The sequence below is a fragment of the Vibrio sp. B4-6 genome (assembly GCF_963888245.1).
GTDB lineage: Bacteria > Pseudomonadota > Gammaproteobacteria > Enterobacterales > Vibrionaceae > Vibrio > Vibrio anguillarum.
Genome location: NZ_CAWPIM010000022.1, coordinates 396,121 through 417,398 on the forward strand (window position 1 = coordinate 396,121; position 21,278 = coordinate 417,398).

Genomic DNA, 21,278 nt, shown 5'->3' on the forward strand with positions numbered 1-21,278 from the left:
CCTTTTACGATTTTTGAATCGTCATTATCAAGACTGACATTGGTTCGGTTTTGCCTATCTTAGTGATAAAGAGAACCTATTATTGTCTTTCTGATTTTTTCCGTACCATAACGTTTAACGATGAAGTACAGAGAGAGAATCATGATGAAAGCGTTAGTGGTTGAAGGTGGTGCGATGCGCGGCATTTTTGCCAGTGGAGTCTTGGATAGTTTTTTACAACATCAGCACAACCCATTTGATTTTGTATTAGGTGTTTCAGCTGGAGCTTCAAACTTAATCGGCTACCTTGCGAAGCAACCGAGACGCAGTTATCACGTTGTAACTCAGCTTGCCACCGACCGTCTTTTTTTTAACCCAATTCGCTTTATTAAGGGGGGAAATCTCGTCGATGTGCGTTGGCTAATCGATGAGTCCAACCGACGTTATCCGATTGATGAAGACAAACTGTTTAACTCAGTCCCTTTCTTTGCCGTTGCAACCAATATCGAAACGGGTAAAGCCGATTATTATCGAGTGACTCAAGAAAACTTGAGCACGGCCATTGAAGCCACATCCGCTCTACCGATAGTTTATAAGCACACGCCTTGTTTCCATGGTGGTTGCTACACTGATGGAGGGGTTGCTGACTCGATCCCTGTTAAAGAAGCGTATCGCCGTGGAGCACGAGATATTACGGTTGTTTTATCACATCCACTTAGCTATATCATGTCGCCCCCTAAAAGTAAGTGGATGATGAAAAAACTCTTTTCACGCCATCCAAATATGGCTAAATCAATGCTATTTCGTGCGAAACATTACAACCAATCACTTGAATTTATTCGCAATCCACCTTCTGATGCCATCATTCGAGTAATCGCGCCACCTGAAGGGTTTCCCGTTAAGAGACTGACGATGAAGTTACCTTTGCTCAATATAGGCTATGACATGGGCTTAAAAGCAGGGCAAAATCATTTGGAGTGGCTTGAATACACACGTGCAGCCTAAAAACGCTTAGGTTTTAAAGGCTGATAAAACACTATCTACATGTCGTAACTGTCTATGTAATAAGCTGTTTTTTAGAGATGATTGAGTATGAATTTCATCGCAATTTATCTTGTTTATGGTTTTCATATGAGTGGTACGTGCTAAGTATGTACCACATTTTGATTGATCGAGCCTGACGGCATGCAACTGAAACTATCGCTACTCTCCATCGCTTTATTGAACACAATTCCTGTTATTGCAACGGAAAACTTTCAGATGTTTATTCCGGTCACAGCAGCCAATAGTTACCAACATGGCATTGATGTTGCTGAGTACTGGAAAAGTGAAAAACTGGATGGAATTCGCGCCGTCTGGAATGGACAATATCTTCATACGCGTAATGGTAATAAGATCAATGCGCCTGCTTGGTTTACTGCACCATTACCTAATAAAGCATTAGAAGGAGAGCTTTGGGCTGGACGAGGTCAGTTTCATCACGTTCAACAAACGGTATTGGATACCATACCAACCGATGAAGCGTGGCAAAGCATCCGCTTTATGCTGTTTGATATGCCCGAAGCGATCGGTGACTACCAAAAGCGATACCGCCATCTCATCCACTTATCCTCACTCATGAATGCTCCGCATATTACCTATATTGAACATTCACCAATTCACTCAGAAAAAGAGCTGCTTGGGTATTTAGACAACGTAAGTGATGGGCAGGGTGAAGGGGTGATGCTGCGAAAAATTAATGCCGATTACCAAGCTGGCCGCAGTAACGATTTACTTAAGCTTAAAAAACACCAAGATGCTGAAGCTACGGTCATTGGTTATAAACTGGGGTCTGGCAAGTACCAAGGTATGATGGGATCAGTGCTAGTGCGCTTAGAAAACGGTGTTGAGTTCTATATCGGCAGCGGTTTTTCTGATGAGATCAGAAATAATCCGCCAAAGATCGGATCCATTATTACTTTTCGTTTTAATGATCTCACTGCAGAAGGAAAACCAAGATTTGCACGTTTTATGAGAGAAAGGCCAGCAATATAAATAAGGCCAGACAATGTCTGACCTTATTATTTCATCGCAACGCCTTTTCGCCACGTTGAAATTCAGAGAATCAAGCCGTTATTTCGATGCAAAATCGAGTTGCACGCTATCGGCTTGTTGATGCATCCAGTGTAAGCGGATACCCAGCATTAAAGCAGCAGAGGATAAGCCAACGATAAATCCTATCCAGAACCCACTGGCACCCATAGGTTCGACAATGAAATCTGTCATTGCTAATACATAGCCGGTTGGCAAGCCAATCATCCAATAAGCGATAAAGGTACGATTAAAAATAGCCGTCATGTCTTTATAACCACGTAGCGCTCCTGCTGCAACGACTTGAATCGCATCCATACATTGATAAATAGCCGCAAAAATAAGCAACTGCATCGCCATGGCTACAACGGCTTGGTTTTCCGTATAAAGCAAAGCCACATATTCACGAAATAGGACCGTTAACGTCGCTGTGATAATTGCAGTAGATAAACCGACTAACAAGCCAACCTGCGAAGCGATGGTTGCCCCTTCAATATTTTTTTCGCCCAGCTTATGGCCAACACGGATGCTCACTGCCGCGCCGATACTCATCGGTAACATAAAAATTAATGATGAGAAATTCAAAGCGACTTGGTGAGCCGCCACCACCAATGAACCGAGTGGAGCGACCAGCAATGCGACCACAGCAAATAGAGTAACTTCAAAAAATATCGCTGCCGCCACAGGAAAACCAAGCTTAAATAAGCGAATTTGCGCCTTCAATTGTGGTTTATGGAATTCACCAAAGATATTAATGTGCGCCATGCGTTTAGAAGTGACGACATAAAACAGCAGCATAAAAAACATCAACCAATAGACAATTGCCGTCGCCACACCACAACCCACACCGCCTAGCTCTGGTGCGCCAAATTTTCCGTATACGAAAATCCAGTTAAGTGGAATGTTAACTAATAAGCCCGCGAAACCAATCACCATGGCGGGTTTCGTCAGTGAGATACCATCCGTGAAACTGCGCAATGCTTGAAATAGTAAATAAGAAGGTACGGCAAACATCACGGCGTACATGTACCCGTTAGTTTTTTCAGCCATCAACGGCTCAATATCCATCCACCCCAAAATCCATTGAGTTTGAAAAAGAACACCAATAATGGGAATAGAGACAAACAACGCTAGCGCTGCGCCTTGCTGTATTTCAAAAGGAATTTTCTTTTGCCGCCCTGATCCGTTGAGTTGCGCTACCACAGGAACCAACGCCATTAACAACCCAACACCAAACAGAATCGAAGGTAGCCAAATACTCGCTGCGATCGATACCGCAGCCATATCAATCGCACTCACACCACCTGCCATGACGGTATCTACAAAGCCCATTCCAGTTTGAGCAATAGAGGCAATCAACACAGGTGTTGCCAATTTGATTAAATTTGAAGCTTCTTGTTTATAACGATGCACAAATATCTCCAGAGGAAGGACAAGCAAAAATCGCGACCAATAATCAACTTATCGCGTAGGCATGGATGATAAAGAAATGTCACACTAAGCTCCATGAAAAACTGATGAAATTACCTAATGTTTATTTGGAAGGTTGCTCGTCGCGCTATATGCGGTGAAATCTATTTCAGACAAAGCTTGATTAGGCTAGATAGGGGGGCTTGGCGTGTTGCACGTAACCATTAAGAAGAGCGCTTGCCAAGCGCTCACTTTTTAAAAGATTTGTTCATCATCGGCATCAACAAACAACTCTATTTTGTCTAAACGTTCATCGACCATCATATTGAGATGAATCGCATGGCAACAGGCGGGGCAATCGTCATAAAACTCTTGGCTACCATTTGATGCATCTAGGGTGATCCTAATGGAATGACCGCAGTGAGGGCAGTTGACCATTCTTTCCGTATAATTTTTCATATCTCTTTCCTTACATCCTTGGAGATACCTTAATACTAAGTCGCTAAGTTCCTTTAAGTGGCAAATTAAGTTCAAACTTTGAATTGGCCCATAAAACAACAAAAGAGCCATTTATTAAGGCTCATTTGTTGTCTATACAGCTCGGTTATTTACACCGTTAAAAGGAGAGGATTTTCTTGATCAAACTTTCCGCTTCGACCAGATAGTGGCCACCAAATTGATTGTAGTGATTGAGGACATGATAGAGGTTATAAATATTTTTACGTTCCACATAGTCCAAACTCAAAGGTAAGATACTCTCATAGCCTTGGTAAAACTCAGGTTGAAAACCTTCAAATAACTCTGTCATTGCGATATCGCATTCACGATCACCCCAATAACAGGCGGGATCGTAGCAAATTGGACCAAATACAGAGTTTGCCACATTCCCATGCCACAAATCTCCATGCAGCAGAGATGGGCGAGGGCTATGGTTAGCTAAGCGAGATTGGACAACGTCGACCAACTCGCTGATATTGAACAACTCAATTCCTTTTTCACGCAACAATTGCAATTGCCAGCCGATTCGTTGTTCCGCAAAAAAACGACCCCATTTTTTGTCCCACGGATTTGGCTGCAAAGTGGAACCAATATAATTGTCTGCATCAAACCCATACTCTTTTTGTTCTCCCCATTGATGCAGTTTGGCCAGTTGTACACCGAACTCATAGCTGTTCGTCGCGTTATCTAGGGGTTTGGTTGGTAGATAGTTTAGAACAATGAAAGCATGATTTTTACTGGTTCCAATCATCACTAGCTCGGGAACCTGTACTGTTGACGTTTCACGAAGCGAACGTAGGTTTTCACCCTCAATCTCAAACTTAGCTAAGAAGTCTCGTGTGTTCACTTTAACAAAATAGCGTTGCTCACCATCGCTGATCATGTAGCAATCACTAATGTCACCACCGCTGACTTTTTCTTTTTCAACAGGGTTAAATTCAAACATGAGCGTATCGGATAACTGCTGAATGAGAGTTTGCCACATAACGACCTCTGCCTTGATTTACTTAATAATTCGTAGTTTAGGTCATGGTTACGAATATTTCAGAAGTGCGTGACACATAATTTAGCCACTTTCCTTTTGAGGGAGCACCAATGCTCATAAATGTGATTAAGTGCAAGAATTTGCAGATTCGAATACAGAAATAGTATTAAAAATAACGCTATATTTTCCATAAGTTGATCTTGCTTAGGTGCTAGTAACCCAATTTATAGGATGGCGTATCCTACTTTGGGGAAAATAAATGCTCGTGAAATAGATGCTTATCAAGAAATCGCGGGAAATTTGAACGTCTAAACTATCAAATCTGTGAAAATGGGCTGACATGGCTTAGTATTATTGAAGGTACAGTGATTACTAGCAATTTAGCGGTAAAGCGGAGAATTAAAGTGGTTGTAGAAACCGATGGTTATTTGGCTCTGATAGAGCATCTCTCTTTTAATATGGATGTGTTCACATCAGGCGGAGATATTGGCGCTGAAAGTGTAGAAGATGTTGTGACCGACATGGTTTCAAGCAACATCATGGCTATTTTTGAACAAAACCCTGAGCTACATTCCAGTGTTCGATTCCAGTTGCTCAAAGAAGCCGATTCTGTAGTGGAAGATCTTGGTGAAGTATTGGCGGGTGTTTGGAGTAAACCTGCGACCAATGAACAGATCCTTTTTCTTGATGAATACATCGCCTTAGTGAAGAATCTGTTCGATACTGCCGTTGCGAAGTACGACTAATTGAAGTATGACTAATCAGAGTTAGGCGGGCTTATAATCCGCCTAAATTGCCAGAATTTAGAAGCCCAATAGGGGTTATCGATTCTTGAGATCATCACACCTTTAGACGTAGAGGCGTGCATGAATTTTTTGTCTCCTAGATAGACTCCAACATGATTGCTCGTCCTTGATGTTCTAAAAAAGACCAAATCCCCGCGCTGCGCATTTTGATAATTTACCTCAAAACCCGTTTGACTCTGTGAGCGTGTGGTTCGTGGTAGAGGGATCTGCCATACATCTTTAAACGCTATTTGCACAAATGCTGAGCAGTCGACTCCGTTCAATGTTTCACCACCTAATCGGTACGGCACTCCTTGCCAGCGCTGAAAAACCGTGCCTAATCCATCGTCTTTATCTTGGACAATTGACAGAATCTCTTCTTGAGTAACATAAGCAGGGCCAGAATTGGACGAAATAGGAGATCCTACGCAACCCGTTAGTACACTAGTTATTGATAATGCGAAGAGTATTGGACTTTTAATCATTTATCATCCCAATGAAATGTAACTGAAACATTTTTGAAATATTGCATTCCTACTATGGTTGAGCATTAACACATTCTCTAATCACTTAGTTGCATTTATCATGAATTCCTCAATAAATAACCGACATTCACTGTCGTTGATTCAAACCATCAGTGCCATTTTCATCACGATGACGTTACTGGTGATCCTTTTATCCATCACCAGTTTAAAAAGCATCGATAAGGTAGGGCTACAGTTTTCTGGATTGTCTGAACAAACACTACCTTTGGCATTAAATAATGCAAGGTTGACGCAAAATATATTAGAACAAGTACAATCTCTCGGAGATGGCATTCGCACAACGGAATCGGCAGAATTAGAAGCGGTAAACCAGCAATTAAGCCAGTTAAACCAGCAGACGGACCAACTTACTGACCAGCTTTTCTCCATCGCTACTCGTATCGGTAACGCGATTACTCAAGAGCATCAAGTGTCGTTACGCAGCAAAAGTGCGGCATTTCAGCAGCTCACCTATTCTATTTTATCAACGCAGGCCTCTTTGCTTGAACAGCAGAATGCTATCGATAACGCCGCCACCGCGTTTCGTTACGGATTAAGCTCCATTGGACCGGAGATGAACCGGATCAGTTCATTTCTCGCATTAGATAACCCTGAATCGATGGATGCGGCTAACCGCTTTATTGCCAGTGCAAGTTCGATGGAAAGTACCTTCTTACTGTTAATGATGCAAAACGATCCTGAACAGGCCAAAGTGCAATTTAAAGAAATCCGTAATCGCATGGCGGGAATTGAGCTAGCCTTTGATGATTTGAAAGAGTGGCATCCTGATGTTATGGAGTTTGCAAGCCTGACGGCACCTTATGAAATGGTTAAAGCGGGTTTTGTTGAGCATGGCATTTTAGCACTGATCTTAAATAAAATTGAGCAAGCACAGCAGCAGCGACAAGAAATGGCACAAGCTGCGCAGCTAGCCAAAGACACGGTAGCACTGCTAAATACGATTTCTGCCACCGCAAGTGAGTTGATCAAACATAGTGAGAACGTGGTTCATGACGCAATGCTAATGGTTAAGCAAGTACAATATACTGGCGGCATTATTCTGGTCGCTTTGGTTTTACTTGCATGGCTAGGGTTACGCCACTGGCTAAAGCTGGGGCTGAATAACTTATTGACCAAGCTTGCATTATTAACTCAACACGATTTTTCTCAACCCGCTCGCTTGATTGGCCCGAGTGAATTTAAAGAAGTTGCTCTACAACTAAACCAAGTTATTGAATCAACAAAATATTCAATTTCTACCGTAACGCGCAATTGTGAAGTGCTCTACCAAAATGCCGAAACCAGTCACGATGCAGCCGATAAATCCAACCGCAGTTTAGCCGCACAAAATGATTCGTTGGTTAACATGGTTTCCACAGTGAGTGAGTTGGAATCGGCGATTCGGAATATCGCGCTTGTGACCAGTGAATCTTATGAAGAATCAGTGGCTGCCAGCCAGTTTTCTACGCAAGGGGTGAAAGTTGTGGAACAAAACCGTGTTCGCTTGGAATCTCTTGAAAATACACTGCATTTAAACGATGAAGCAATGCACGAGCTTGACCAGCGCGTGAAGAAAATTCGCGAGATGGTGGATATGATCAGCGGTATTGCTGACAGCACCAACTTACTGGCGTTGAACGCCGCGATTGAAGCAGCAAGAGCTGGCGAACAAGGGCGTGGTTTTGCGGTTGTAGCCGATGAAGTACGCAAATTGGCCAGCGATACATCACAGCAAACCACCAATATCCGAGACATGATGAATGAACTCACAAATGCAACGCAGCGCTCTCGTCAAGCGGTATCGGATTCGCGGCAAGAGATGAGTAATGCGCTGCAATCGAGTCAAGAAGTCAAAACAACATTTGAGCAGATAGAAAAAGCAGTGGAACAGATTCGTGCTCGAGTTGAGCAGATAAGCGTTGCAACAGAAGAACAAGAACGAGCGACGGCCGATGTAAGTCAATCTATCAGCCAAGTTTCATCGCAAGGTGAGCAAACTAAATTACAGCTTGAAGCCATGGTCGAAAGTTCAGAGCAGGTGGCTGAAGTTGCGGGTGAACAGCAGGCTATGTTGCATAAATATACGCTCAACTAGCTTATCCAGTGCGAATTTCTGTATTTTCATGACGTTGTCACTTTTTTCTAAATGGTTGGGTAAGCATTTTATCCAACCACTGCTCACGCTTCTCTCGAAAGAGTGGTAGGCCGATAATGACCTGCTTATGGCCCAATTCTGGCTGCGCACGATAAGTACGAAATAGCCGATCCCAACATGACAAGAAAAAACCAAAATTGGAGTGAGTTTCTCGCACAATGACTGAATGATGCACCCGATGCATGTCAGGTGTCACCACCAACCAACGAAGCCAACGGTCCATTTTCAACGGTAATTTTGCGTTACTGTGGTTAAACATCGCGCTCGCATTGAGCACTACCTCAAATATCAATACCGCGAATGGGCTGACACCCAAAATGATCACGCAAGTGATTTTGATCCACAAAGAGAGAATCATTTCGAATGGGTGAAACCGTGAGCCAGTGGTCACATCAATATCTTGATCAGCGTGGTGCATGCGATGTAAACGCCATAACCAAGGAGAGAAGTGAAAAAGCACATGCTGGGCGTAAATCACGCCATCAAGAATAATAACTGACAGCGCAATTTCAGCCACTTGTGGTAAATCCACCCAATTAAAAAGGCCAATAGAGTCTTGCTGCGCCCAATAAGCCGCTTCAATGGCTAACACTGGCATCAATAGCGATAAGCACACGCTATTTAAACCAACCAAACCTAAATTATTCAGCCAGCGAGTGGCTTTACTTTGGGTGAGTGTTTTACGTGGGCAAGACCATTCCCACAGCGCACAAAGCATAAATACAGCGAAAAATACGCTCAAACGGATCAATTCAGGGTTCAGGTTCATGCTTAATGGCTCATCTTCAATGGTCTTGTGCTAGGAATCTGCTTGTACTGTAAGTACAATCGGCAGCACTTTCCAGCTTGCCGCCCTGATTTATGAGAATCCACGCATTTAACCATTTGTTCCAACATCGCTTAGCGTTATCGACCAAACCTTTTCAAGCTCGTGGTGCGAAAGTTGAACGTTGCGCCTATTGTCAGGTCGCCACGCAATACTGCTTATGCGGCCATCAACCGGATATGGATACGGATATCGCAGTATTACTGCTGGTTTCTGAAAATGAAGTATTTAAACCCAGTAATACTGGTCGACTAATTGCCGATGTGATTAAAGAAACTTACGTTTATCAGTGGAATCGCACCGAACCTCACGCGGAAATGCTAGCACTGTTGAATAACCCCGCCTATCAACCAGTCGTCATTTTTCCCGAAGAGTATGTGGATGAAAAGCCTCGAGTAATGCAAAGCCCTCCCAGCGCGCACGATAAACGCAAACCACTGTTGATATTGCTTGATGGAAGCTGGCGCGAGGCTAGACGAATGTTTCGCAAATCACCTTATTTGGATGCGCTTCCGGTGATGTCTATCGCACCTAAAAGCGTATCGCAATATATGATGCGTAAATCTGATAATGAGCAGCATTTATCAACGGCTGAAGTGGCGTCTTTGGTATTGGCTGAAGTGGGTGAGCATCAAGCCTCTCTGCTATTAAGCCAATGGTTTGAAGTGTTTCGAGAAAGTTACTTGCTGAGCAAAACCCGCCTAAAGCATGATTTGAGCAGGCCAGTCTTGAAACGTTTCATCGACCAGCAGCAAAGCGAGACGTGACTCTAAAGTTGATCGATTCGGTGATGAGTAATTGTTCAATCGAACCTATAGACCAGATAAATTGGTACTCGGTCACGGATTGTAGGCTGAGCTCTGTGGATAATGCCCAAAGTTTTATTTTTAGCTCATTGATGAGCAAATTTTAGGAGAGATTGCATGTACTACGGCTTTGATGTCGGTGGCACTAAAATTGAGTTTGGTGCGTTTAATGAGAAGTTAGAACGCGTAGCAACGGAGCGCGTTCCTACCCCAACAAACGACTACAATCTGCTAGTTGAAACCATTGCGCAGTTGGTGAGTAAATATGACGCGCAACTGGGTGTGGAAGGTAAAATAGGCCTTGGCCTACCAGGTATGGAAGACGCTGATGATGCTACGGTATTAACCGTCAACGTTCCTGCTGCAAAAGGCAAGCCGTTACGCGCTGATTTAGAAGCAAAAATTGGCCGCAGCGTGAAGATTGAAAACGATGCAAACTGCTTTGCGCTTTCTGAAGCATGGGACGATGAGCTGAAAAATGAGCCTTCGGTTATGGGCCTAATTCTCGGCACAGGTTTTGGTGGCGGCCTTATCTATGAAGGGAAAGTGTTCTCTGGTCGTAACCACGTCGCGGGGGAGTTTGGTCATATGCGTCTGCCTCTTGATGCATGGTTACATCTTGGTGATAACGCGCCGATGCTCGGCTGTGGTTGTGGCAAACAAGGATGCTTAGACAGTTATCTCTCTGGCCGCGGTTTTGAGCTATTGTACGAGCACTATTATGGCGAGCACAAAAAAGCGATTGATATCATTCACGCCAATGAAGCAGGTGAAGCGAAAGCCGTTGAGCATGTTGAGCGCTTTATGGAACTACTTGCCATCTGTTTTGCCAACATTTTCACAGCCAATGACCCACACGTTGTTGCACTCGGTGGCGGTTTATCAAACTTTGAATTGATCTACCAAGAGATGCCTAAACGCGTACCGAAATACCTGCTTTCTGTCGCGAAATGTCCGAAGATCATCAAAGCAAAACATGGTGATTCAGGCGGCGTACGTGGTGCGGCTTTCCTTAATATCAAATCATAAAATCAAACAAAAAGGGCCTATAATCAAACGGGCCCTTTTTTATATCAGTCAAAAGTTAACTCTTTAACCTAAATTCTGTTTATTTGGTGTTAGCGCCTTTTTTACCCACACCTACGTTTTCTTTTTGTTGCAGTGTTAACTTGCTAAAGCCTAACTTTTTAAAGTGGTTATCGCGGTAATTGCGTACCGCTTTTGCGTCAGAAATCATTTCCAGCTGCTGTTCCATTTTTAAAAAATCAGTAATATCAATACCTTCCGCTTCGGCTACTGCTTCTTGAATGTTGTGATGTTTTTCGTAAGAAAAAGTCAGCGTTTTATCTTCATTTTTGTAAGTGTACAAAATGGTGCGAGCCATGATCATCTCTCTAAAATCGTCATTCCCAATTTCGGGAAAATAAACAAAGGTTGATCGCTTACTATCAACCAATTGAAAATGGGGGCGTTGGCAGCGCTGAAACATGACTAACCAACATGTAATGAGCTAGATTTTGCCTTTAAGTGGGATAATTGTCACGCTTTCACCACCGAAATAGCGCAGGATATTTCATTTACAACGCTGTACATATTCAATCACAAACGCCGCGATTGCATCGAGATTATTGATGTCCATTTGTGGTAAAGCACTTTTCACAACTTCATCCGCGGCGATAGCGATGATATTTTCATCATTTGGATATAGCCAAGGTTTACCCACTTCAGCACGGTGCAATTCAATTTTTGGAAAGGCGAGGTTTTTACACCCTTCAACTAAAATTACGTCGAGTTTATCGCAATCAAAGCGAGACAAAAGATATTCGAAATCGGGTTCGGCTTCTGGCGTCTCAGTCATCATGGCATGACGATAGCGCGATGCAACTAACATCTGGCTTGCCCCCGCTTTACGCAGCCGATGGCTATCTTTACCTGGTTTATCAATATCAAAATCGTGGTGCGCGTGCTTAAGTACGCCTAATGTTAGGCCTGCTGCCCTTAACTTGGGCAATAAGGCTTCAAGCAGGGTCGTTTTTCCTGTGCCAGAGTAGGCCGCAAAACCAAGTAAAGGGCATGAAGGCGCTTGATATTTCATGATGTCAAAGTTCCAAATTGTGCCAGATCTTGAGGCGTGTTGAGGTTCAAAAAGCAGTTTGGCGAGTCGCTAAAGTCAACGTAATCTGTGTGGCATTCTTGATAAAAACGGGTGATTTTTCTCTCGCCACGTTCTAAAAATGCAGTCAGTGTTGGCTGCACACGTTGGTGAATAAGGGTGAATACGGGTTGAGCGAAGTGACCATCATGGGCGACTAAAATATCATGCGAGTCTTGAACAGCATGGCAAAAACGCGCAACAAGATCGTCATTGATCAACGGGCAATCGCAAGGGACAAATCCAACCCAATCGGTTTGTGCATGGGTTAACCCTGCCTGAATTCCAGCGAGTGGCCCGGGATAATCAGCCATGGTATCGGAAATGACAGGCGCAAACTGACGATACTGTGCATGGTTACGATTAGCGTTAATCGTCAGGTTAGTAGATTGCGGCTTAAGCTTATTCATGACATGTTGAATCAAAGGTTGGCCATTGAGTTCAATCAGCCCTTTGTCTTGTCCACCCATACGGCTGGCTTGCCCACCCGCTAAAATAACCCAACTTGTTTGTGTGGGAAGTAACATGAAATGTCTCTTAATTGTGCGATGAGAAGAGCGCCGTACAGACAAGTTAAACTCATTGATTGAGCATCACTCGCCCATTTTTAGTGGCGACAAACCAAGGTAAGGATGATAACCCAACTCATGCCTTGGTGCTAACGGGCTGATGATTATAACCAATCTCACTTGCGCGGGTGGATCTTTTTCATTGCTCTCGTTAAGTTGTTCATTGCTCTCACTAAGGCACAAACGCCTCCATTAGTTTGGAGGCGTTTGGTCAAGTTAGGCAGTATTATGCATCTTCAGGTAGTAGGAATAACCCCACGGGGTTGATCGTCAGGTAAGGGTGATCAGCGTAACTGGGGTCAAATTGTGACGAGTTGAGTTGCAGTAACAGCTCTTTGTTGTGCCATTTAACCAACACTTCATACATCGACCCCATGTAAGCAATACTGGTAATTTGACACTGTTGGCAGGCATCACCGTCCGCGCAGAGCAAAATAGCTTCTGGTCGAACACCAATTTGATAATTTCCCGCAGGCAAAGCCGTGACACTGTCATCATTAGCGGGGATCTTATAGCCATTGATGATCAAATGTTCACCATCATATTGACCCTCAAAAATATTGGCTTCGCCCATGAAGTTGGCCATGAACATCGAGGTTGGGTGCTTATACAGTTGAGTTGGTGACCCCTGCTGCATGATGTCGCCATCTTTCATCACAATCACAGTATCAGAAACGGCAAAGGCCTCAGCCTGATCGTGCGTCACATACAAAGAGGTGATATTAAAACGCTGTTGCAACTCTCGAATAGTTTCACGCATGCTGCGTCTTAAATTGGCGTCCAAGTTACTGAGCGGCTCATCGAATAGCAATACCTTAGGCTTAAGCACCAACGCGCGAGCGAGCGCTACTCGCTGTTGCTGACCTCCTGAAATTTGGTCAACGTAACGTTCCCCAAAGCCTTCTAAATCAACCAATTTCAAGGCTTCATCCACTCGCTGTTTCACTTCATCTTTACTCAAGCCAATCATTCTTAGGCCATAACCTACGTTGTCATGTAAGGAAAGGTGAGGAAACAGAGCGTAAGATTGAAACACCATGCAGATGTCACGTTGCTGGATGGAGGTACTCGTGACATCTTCACCATCAATAAAAATTTGGCCGCTGGTTGGTTTTTCGAGCCCTGCGACCAAACGCAGCACGGTCGTTTTTCCACATCCTGAAGGGCCGAGCAGTGTTACAAGGCTGCCTTTTTTGATTTCTAAATCCAAATTACCAATGACGGTTTTATCGCCAAAACGCTTGCAGACATTCTTTAAAACAACAAAGTTTTCATTTTCCATGGTGATATCTCCAATGGTTATTCTTGGTTATTGGCTTTAGAACGAGAAACACGTGCCTCGCCAACGATAAAATCAAAAATTAAAATAATAGCCAACATCACAACAATCAAAATCGAGCCATATGCGATCGCAACGCCATACTCACCATCTTCTACACGATTCAGGATGTAAGACGTTGCCACCCGTGTTTCTGGTGTCACCAAGAAAATAATGGCGCTGACGGTCGTCATTGCTCGAACAAAGCTGTAAATCAGTGTTGAGAGAATTGCTGGTCGTAATAACGGCAACAGAATATGAGTAATGGTTTTAAAGGAGTTAGCCCGCAAACTGAGTGACGCTTCATCGAGCGATTTATCAAGCTGGCCTAGCCCTGCAATACCTGCGCGAATGCCTACTGGCACGTTACGCATCACCATGGAAATCACAACAATGGCCGCGGTACCGGTGAGGTAAATAGGCGCATCATTAAATGCAAGAATGTAAGATACCCCCGCAACCGTGCCCGGAACGGCGAAGCAAAGCATGGTTGCAAACTCAATCACTTTCTTACCGTAAAATTGCTGACGGACAACGATATACGCAATCAACAGACCAAAGAAGGCAGTTAATGGCGCTGCAACGCCGGCATAAATCATCGTCGTGATAAGTGATGGCCAAGCACCTTCACTCATTCCCATGCCAAACAGATGAATATAGTTTTTAAGCGTTAAACTGTAATCTACACCCCAGTTCACGGTGAAGCTGCCGAAGATGATGCTGCCATAAAGCAAGATGTTAAATGCCATCCAAAAATAGAGCAGTGCCGAAACCGTATGTTTAAGTAAGGTAGGCAGCGCTTGCACATCGCCACGATATGATTTGCCGGAAATGGTGACGTATGAACGCTTTCCTATCCACAGATATTGGACAACAAAGATCGCCAACGAAAATAGCAACAAGACGGCTCCAAGTGTGCTGGCGGAAGCGTAATCTAATTGAGCTCCTGCGATGTAGAAGTAAATCTGAGTGGCTAACACATCGAAACTGCCCCCAAGTACAAGCGGGTTACTGAAGTCGGCCAGTGATTGGACAAAGATGATTAAGAAACTGTTGGCCAAAGCAGGCTTGAGCAATGGCATGACAATTTTAAAAAAAGTTTGATAACGATTAGCACGCAGCGTGTAGGACGCCTCTTCCAATGATGGATGTAGGGATTTCATCGCGCCATCTAAAATCATGAATGACATAGGAGCAAAGGCGAGCACTTGTGCCATCCAAATGCCTGTAAAACCATACAGCCAGTTTGTCTGTTGTAACCCAAACCAATCCACCATGAGTTCGGTGATATAACCGGAGCGCCCAAGCATTAAAGTCACCCCAAGCCCAACGACAAAAGGGGGAGTCACAATGGGAAGAATAGAAAAAATTCGCGCAATGAAAGCGGAGCGAGTGGCAATGCGTGTGGTATAGATAGCAAAGATCAAACCAAAGAAAGTGGCACCTATACCCACAGATACGCCAAGCAGTACGGAGTTCCAAACAATTTGTATGATCTGCGCTCGGCTCAAAATTTCAATGAATTGCCACGCAACAAAGTTCCCCATTTCATCTTGGAACATCGGTACAAAGATGGCGATACTCGGAAAGATAATAAAAATCGTGATCAAGAGAACAATCGAGATCAGAGCACCAATCACGAAGCTGTCACCGCCCAAAAACTCAAGACGAGCCAATGCCAATGTCATGACAGCACTTAAGGCAATAAATAGTGCAATGGTTGAATAACCTAAACCTTGCTGGGTATACCAAGAGCTGACCAACACGAAAAACATGCATGCCGCTGAATAACCGATATCAAAATAGTGACGGTGTTTGGCGTACTTATTACCTGCATAGCAAGGGCGAATGAGAAGTACACCCGGAAGCGCAAACCATAACCAAGAAATATTGGCACGGCTCCAACCCATAGCGGCATAAAACTCTTGCGATGTTGAATCAAACACTCCGTAATCAAGTGCAAAAGAGGGCAACAGCACAAACGCACACAATAACGTCAGGATCCAATAAAAAATCGGGTCCCTATGCGAGGTTTTTAGCGGCCGATGTGGTGCAGTGCCTGCTGTAAATTCATTCATTTTTCTGTACCAAAGTTGTTTGTAGCCACACGGTGATAAGCCTGGTATTGGCTTTATAAAAAGGGCAGTAGACACTGCCCATCGAGGCTAAGAAAAGGGAATGCGTTGGCTATTCGCCCATTTTTACAACATTAACCCACTTATTAATCAATCGCTTACGTTCATCAGAGGATCCATAGGTATCCATGTCATAATCGATCAAGGTTAACTTTTTAGGGTCGAGGGCGTTGGGGGATTGTTCCGCTTGAGTGTTAGTTAAAATTTGGAAAGATTGACCTTCTTTCCATGCCAGCTCTTGTCCTTCTTTTGACATGACCCAGTCAACAAACCGTTTCGCGTTATCAAGGTTACGCGACCCTTTGATAATGCTCACACCACCAATTTCATAACCTGTACCTTCACAAGGCGAAATCAGCTCCAGCGGTGCTCCTTTCGATTGTTCGAGTGAGTAGTCATGCAAAAAACCAATACCAATCGCAATTTCACCACGCGCTGAGTTACGTGAAGGGGTAACACCTGATTTGGTGTATTGAGAGACGTTTTTGTCGAGTGCTTTGAAATAATCAAAGGCTTTATCTTCATCCCAAAGTTGAATGAAGGTGGCTAATGCGGTGTAGGCAGTCCCCGAACTTTGTGGGTCAGAGATTTGAATCTCTCCTTTGTATTCAGGTTTGGTTAAATCATTCCAGCAGCGCGGGATCGGTAATCCTTTTTCAGCCAAACGTTGAGTGTTCACCCCAAAACCTAAAATACCCATATAAACGGCCGAAGAGTAGTTCCCTTTGCGTTTCGCTGGATCTTTAAATCCATCCATAATGAATTCAAGCTGCGGGGATTGGTAAGCGTGTAAGAGATCCATTTCACCCGCCTGTGATTGAGGATCCAACGTGCCGCCATACCAAACATCCGCGCGTGGGTTCTTCTTCTCTGCTTCGATTTTGGCCAGCGTGCTGCCAGAGCCATTGCGAACAAAAGAAGTTTTTACGTCATATTTATCAGAAAAGGCTTTAGTCGCTGTCTCGCACATGGCGTTAGTGGCACTGCAATAAACCACGAGTCGGCCTTCAGCAAATGCTTGAGGCGCGGCAAGCGAAGCACCGAGAATGCAGGTAGCAAGTACACTGCGAGGTAATCTATCTTTCATGTCTGTTTCCTCTTGTTATTTTCATTACTTAACGTAGACGTAGGGCAGCGTTAAGTTTCATCACATTCCTGTGATTTCGTTTTTGCTGCATGACACAGCGAAATCAGAAAACAACGTGAGGAAAGGTTATGACATAGTGACGGCATTCCCTGCACGCTGCTGCGCTTTTAAAAAGGGCAAAATCAGTAATCCAATCAGTGCGGCTGAGAGGGTAATGACACTGAAAAATCCTTCCCAACTAAATTGTTCAATAATGACAGCCAATGGGTAACTGGCTAACGCTGCACCAAGATAGCCAAATAAGCCGACAAAACCGGTCGCGGTTCCAGCCGCATCCTTGTGCGAACATTCAGCGGCGGCCATTCCTATCATCATTTGCGGACCAAAAATAAAAAATCCGATGGAAAAGAAGCAGCCCGACAACACCACAAAGTTGTCAATCGGTGTTAGCCATAACGCGGCCACTGAAATGAAAATGCCTAGCGCAAAAATCAAGTTCATCGGCGCTCGATTGCCTTTAAAAAATTTGTCCGAGCCCCAACCACCAAATAGCGATCCTAAAAATCCTCCGACTTCAAACATTGATACGGCAGCGTTGGCCGAAAAAAGCTCATAACCATGCCGTTCAGTGAGGTATAAATTACCCCAATCATTTAGCGCGATACGCACCACATACACCAGTAGATAGGAGCTACATAACAGCCAAATGTACTTATTCCCTAGCACGTAACGACTTAAAATTTGGCGAAATGGCAGCCCTTTACCTTCAGACTCATGGCGCTTTTCTAATTCATCGTTACGCCACTCACCCACTGGGGGTAACCCTAACGTTGTGGGCTTATCTTGCATGCGAAAGCAGAGCACTAAACCAACGATGATCGCCAAGCAACCCGGTGCAATAAATCCGTACCGCCAACCAAAAGTCACAGCGATAAAACCAATGCTGATCGGAATGAGTGCGCCACTTAAATTGTGGCAAGTGTTCCAGATAGACCACCAAAACCCACGTTCAGATCGGGAATACCAAGTGGTGAGCAATTTAGCGCACGGCGGCCATCCCCAACCTTGGAAAAAAGCGTTCAATGTCCAAAGCACGGTAAATGCGGCTAGGGAAGAGCTCAAACCAAACAGCACATTGATCACGCCCGTTGCAACCAGCCCCAAACCCATGAAGTAACTCGGTTTTGATTGGTCGCTGACCATGCCAGAAACAAACTTTGACAAACCGTAGGTCATGTAAAAGAGCGTACCAAGCAGACCAACATCGGAATGTTCAAGCCCGAGATCAGTGAGCATCGCAGGCATGGCAAAATTGAGACTTTTGCGTGTGAAATAAAACACCCCATAGCCGACGTACATCGATAACATTAAATGCAAGCGCCAGTAACGATAGGTTGCATCAATGTCCTGTGGTTCTATAGGTGCTGATGTCGGTTTTGAAATCAGAAAACCCAGCATGCTTTGTTTCTCCCTAGTGCTAAGAGATGGTATCGGAGTGATTCACCAAATGAATGAGACAAAGTTATAAGTGACTAGGAAATTTTCCTAGTTTGTTGATATTGTGAGCGGTTTTGTGGGCAAGTTAACAGTTATGCGCGTCCCAAGCGGTATTTGGCTACGCTGCGATTCAATTAAAAATGTGCCACCCAGTGCGCTGACGCGTTCTTCGATGCCGAGTAAGCCTTGGCCTTTGCTGCGCCAATCGGAAGCTAAACCAATGCCATTATCACGCAGATCGACACTGAACATGTCACCGGGAACAAGGCTTAATTGCACGGCTGATGCTTGTGCATGTTTGCACACGTTATTAAGCAGCTCTTGAATAATTCGATACAGTGTAACGGCCGTAATGTCATCTAAACGCTCTGCAAAAATTCCGAAATTCAGACGAAAATCGACGTGTCGTTCCGCAAATTTCATTTCACTTGCAAGCTGCCGAATTGCACTCTCAAGCCCCAATTCATCAAGCGCATGAGGGCGAAGCTCGGTTAATAATTGACGTGTCGATGAGTGAATTCGTAGCGCGAGCGTGTTGATCGTCTCAGCGATGTTGGTTTGTTTTTCATTTTGTGCCAAGCGACTAGCGAGCATGGATTGGATCTGTATCGCGGTAATATTTTGGCCAATTTCATCATGCAGTTCGCGTGCAACTGATTTTCGGATTTGCTCTTCAACCTTGACTAATTGCCGAGCCAGTTGCTGTTTGTTCGCGAGTTCGATTGCCAGCTTTTGGTTAATTTTAGCTAAGCGTTGCGCCAAGAAATATTGACGGCTAATCGCGATACCAAGCCCTAAACCAACAAAAGCCTGCGTCGCTATAAAACTTTGTAGTTCAATATCGGATTCAAATGAACCTGTCATTTGCCGTGCTGTAGCAAGCAAAATACTGTTCATTAGACTAGCCAATACGCCGCCTTGCCAACCGTATTTATAAGCCATAAAAATATTGGGAAGCAGGAAAATGAGCAGGGCGATCGGTTTGAGCTGCTCTAGCAAGGTTAACTCCGCGATCAATCCGCCACTAAAAAAAAGCAAACACCACAGCAACGCAGAGGGGCGAAGTGTTACGTCCTGATGAATAAGATCGGGTGACAGTGGTCTCCAGATCTGCTGATGTAGATAATCGTACAGGAGAAATAAGAACGGAGTGAGCAGTATACCGCCGGTCAGAGCTGAAACGGTCGCTTGTGCCACGTAATGCAGTTCGAGGTTGAGCGGTTTGACCAACAGCAAAACCGAGCTTCCACATAAGATGCCGTAAACGACCGTCAACCCGGTAAGCGCCAACAGTTTTTTCCAATAAACGTGCAGTGATGTCCAGAGAGATTGAAAGGCAATCGCCAGCCAATAAGCGATCAATGCAAACAGTAGTAATAGATATTCATGAGCAGCGATAGCCAACACATGCCCGAGCAACGCCACTATAGCCATTTCGCATAAAGTGATCCCAAGCCAAAAACGACGTGGTGCAAGAGCGAGTGTGGCCAGCTTTAAGCCTGTGGGCAAAAACAGACCAGCCAGCAATAAATCAGGAGTTAAGTAGCGGCTGATGTTCCATAAACAAAACCAACCAATTGAATACAAAACGCATGCAAATGCATAGCTAAAGCCAGAGGAAAGAGACAACCGAGGTAAAGCTTCAGAAAATCGATGATGAAAATGCATAGTCGCTTCTATAACGTCTCGTTAACCAACAGTTGGTGAGTAATAGCAAAGCGGATGAGATCCACATTGTTGGTAAGCCCCAGTTTGCTTAAAATATTTGCCCGATGCACGTGAATCGTTTTGTGGCTAATTGATAAATCGTAACCAATCTCTTTGACGTCTTTGCCTAAAATCAGGTGATCAAACACCTCTCTTTCGCGTTTAGTTAACCCTTCAAGGACAGATGGCGTACCTGAAGCATTGCTTAGGTTAATTAAGGCATCGGCACACAAATAGCGATCACCATTAGCCACGGTACGAATGGCGCTCACTAACTCTCCAGGCCCACAACGTTTTGATAAATAACCACAAGCGCCAGCTTCTAACGCTTTACTGACAAAGGACGCTGAATCATAAATAGAGAGAATGATGGCTTTAAAGTCCGGCTGAGCGCGGCGCAGTTTCTCTAACAACACAAGCCCACTTTCGTCGGGCATTGAAATGTCGATAACTGCCACATCGATAGAAGCGTTCACCAGCGCACGAAATGCTTCGCGCGCGCTACCATACTCACTGTGGACATGAATGTCTGGTTCAACCGATAACAGTTGTGCAAAACCAGAGCGAACCATGAGGTGGTCATCCACCAAAGCAACTGAAATCATACGGGTATCCTATAGGTTTGCAGTGATAGTCGCAGATGTATCAATAAGTATCAAAAACCAGCGCAGGGGATGTGATTGCTCTCTCGAAACTTATGATCAGTGGCAGGTAGGCATTAAATGAGCGAGTTACTCGCACTACGAGGGCAGTGAAACAAAAACATCGCTTGCAG

Annotated in this window: 19 protein-coding genes and 1 pseudogene; 6 read left to right on the top strand and 14 right to left on the bottom strand. The window is 44.3% G+C overall.

All coding sequences use genetic code 11. The annotated features are described in order from the left end of the window. Positions 1-120: 120 nt before the first annotated feature. Both AACV20_RS08515 and AACV20_RS08520 read left to right on the top strand, forming a co-directional pair. Positions 121-984, top strand: a complete 864-nt coding sequence (locus tag AACV20_RS08515; RefSeq protein ID WP_017047626.1) for a patatin-like phospholipase family protein — start codon at positions 121-123, stop codon at positions 982-984. A 180-nt stretch (positions 985-1,164) separates the two neighbouring features. After that, positions 1,165-2,013, top strand: a complete 849-nt coding sequence (locus AACV20_RS08520; RefSeq protein WP_170907136.1) for a DNA ligase — start codon at positions 1,165-1,167, stop codon at positions 2,011-2,013. Positions 2,014-2,091: 78 nt separating this feature from the next. Here AACV20_RS08520 and AACV20_RS08525 read toward each other — a convergent pair whose 3' ends face one another. The 3 genes from AACV20_RS08525 to AACV20_RS08535 all read right to left on the bottom strand — a co-directional run bounded on the left by AACV20_RS08525 (position 2,092) and on the right by AACV20_RS08535 (position 4,942). Further along, positions 2,092-3,462: an MATE family efflux transporter gene (locus AACV20_RS08525; protein WP_026027236.1), complete on the bottom strand. Its 1,371-nt coding sequence runs from the start codon at positions 3,460-3,462 to the stop codon at positions 2,092-2,094. A gap of 252 nt (positions 3,463-3,714) precedes the next feature. Then, entirely contained in the window at positions 3,715-3,918 is a 204-nt protein-coding gene (locus tag AACV20_RS08530; protein WP_010320526.1) for a CPXCG motif-containing cysteine-rich protein, read from the bottom strand. A 157-nt stretch (positions 3,919-4,075) separates the two neighbouring features. Then, complete coding sequence (locus AACV20_RS08535) at positions 4,076-4,942, bottom strand: fructosamine kinase family protein (protein ID WP_017042505.1); 867 nt, start codon at positions 4,940-4,942, stop codon at positions 4,076-4,078. 404 nt (positions 4,943-5,346) lie between these two features. Here AACV20_RS08535 and AACV20_RS08540 point away from each other — a divergent pair, with 404 nt between their 5' ends. Further along, entirely contained in the window at positions 5,347-5,688 is a 342-nt protein-coding gene (locus AACV20_RS08540) for a DUF3802 family protein (protein ID WP_026027237.1), read from the top strand. An 11-nt stretch (positions 5,689-5,699) separates the two neighbouring features. Here AACV20_RS08540 and AACV20_RS08545 read toward each other — a convergent pair whose 3' ends face one another. Continuing rightward, entirely contained in the window at positions 5,700-6,212 is a 513-nt protein-coding gene (locus AACV20_RS08545) for a C40 family peptidase (protein WP_094167598.1), read from the bottom strand. 58 nt (positions 6,213-6,270) lie between these two features. On the opposite strand from AACV20_RS08545, the gene AACV20_RS08550 reads away from it, so the two are divergent. Further along, positions 6,271-8,346, top strand: a complete 2,076-nt coding sequence (locus AACV20_RS08550) for a methyl-accepting chemotaxis protein (RefSeq protein WP_170907137.1) — start codon at positions 6,271-6,273, stop codon at positions 8,344-8,346. Between the two features lie 37 nt (positions 8,347-8,383). On the opposite strand, the gene AACV20_RS08555 is transcribed toward AACV20_RS08550, so the two are convergent. Further along, positions 8,384-9,175, bottom strand: a complete 792-nt coding sequence (locus tag AACV20_RS08555) for a sterol desaturase family protein (RefSeq protein WP_170907138.1) — start codon at positions 9,173-9,175, stop codon at positions 8,384-8,386. A gap of 92 nt (positions 9,176-9,267) precedes the next feature. On the opposite strand from AACV20_RS08555, the gene AACV20_RS08560 reads away from it, so the two are divergent. Together AACV20_RS08560 and nagK are read left to right on the top strand one after the other, a co-directional pair. Further along, positions 9,268-9,999, top strand: coding sequence for a tRNA-uridine aminocarboxypropyltransferase (locus AACV20_RS08560; protein ID WP_017042509.1), 732 nt, complete (start codon positions 9,268-9,270; stop codon positions 9,997-9,999). 156 nt (positions 10,000-10,155) lie between these two features. Beyond that, positions 10,156-11,067: an N-acetylglucosamine kinase gene (nagK, locus tag AACV20_RS08565; protein WP_088732431.1), complete on the top strand. Its 912-nt coding sequence runs from the start codon at positions 10,156-10,158 to the stop codon at positions 11,065-11,067. A gap of 79 nt (positions 11,068-11,146) precedes the next feature. On the opposite strand, the gene AACV20_RS08570 is transcribed toward nagK, so the two are convergent. From AACV20_RS08570 to AACV20_RS08610, 9 genes and pseudogenes are all read right to left on the bottom strand, one after another. Further along, complete coding sequence (locus AACV20_RS08570) at positions 11,147-11,422, bottom strand: DUF2960 domain-containing protein (RefSeq protein WP_026027239.1); 276 nt, start codon at positions 11,420-11,422, stop codon at positions 11,147-11,149. A 198-nt stretch (positions 11,423-11,620) separates the two neighbouring features. Continuing rightward, positions 11,621-12,133: pseudogene (mobB, locus tag AACV20_RS08575) on the bottom strand (molybdopterin-guanine dinucleotide biosynthesis protein B); the annotation flags it as partial. After that, entirely contained in the window at positions 12,130-12,717 is a 588-nt protein-coding gene (mobA, locus tag AACV20_RS08580) for a molybdenum cofactor guanylyltransferase MobA (RefSeq protein ID WP_029388219.1), read from the bottom strand. The gene mobA and the pseudogene mobB, both read right to left, overlap by 4 nt. A 268-nt stretch (positions 12,718-12,985) precedes the next feature. After that, complete coding sequence (gene fbpC, locus AACV20_RS08585) at positions 12,986-14,041, bottom strand: ferric ABC transporter ATP-binding protein (protein ID WP_094166334.1); 1,056 nt, start codon at positions 14,039-14,041, stop codon at positions 12,986-12,988. A 17-nt stretch (positions 14,042-14,058) separates the two neighbouring features. Then, entirely contained in the window at positions 14,059-16,155 is a 2,097-nt protein-coding gene (locus tag AACV20_RS08590) for an ABC transporter permease (RefSeq protein WP_029388220.1), read from the bottom strand. Positions 16,156-16,264: 109 nt separating this feature from the next. Further along, positions 16,265-17,299 (bottom strand): ABC transporter substrate-binding protein, encoded by a 1,035-nt coding sequence (locus AACV20_RS08595; protein ID WP_013856874.1) that lies wholly within the window; start codon positions 17,297-17,299, stop codon positions 16,265-16,267. 126 nt (positions 17,300-17,425) lie between these two features. Continuing rightward, a complete protein-coding gene (gene uhpC, locus AACV20_RS08600) occupies positions 17,426-18,757 on the bottom strand; it encodes an MFS transporter family glucose-6-phosphate receptor UhpC (protein WP_013856875.1) in 1,332 nt (443 codons plus the stop codon). 87 nt (positions 18,758-18,844) lie between these two features. Then, positions 18,845-20,464: an MASE1 domain-containing sensor histidine kinase gene (locus AACV20_RS08605; RefSeq protein ID WP_094164335.1), complete on the bottom strand. Its 1,620-nt coding sequence runs from the start codon at positions 20,462-20,464 to the stop codon at positions 18,845-18,847. An 8-nt stretch (positions 20,465-20,472) separates the two neighbouring features. Further along, entirely contained in the window at positions 20,473-21,108 is a 636-nt protein-coding gene (locus AACV20_RS08610) for a response regulator (protein WP_013856877.1), read from the bottom strand. Positions 21,109-21,278: the final 170 nt, after the last annotated feature.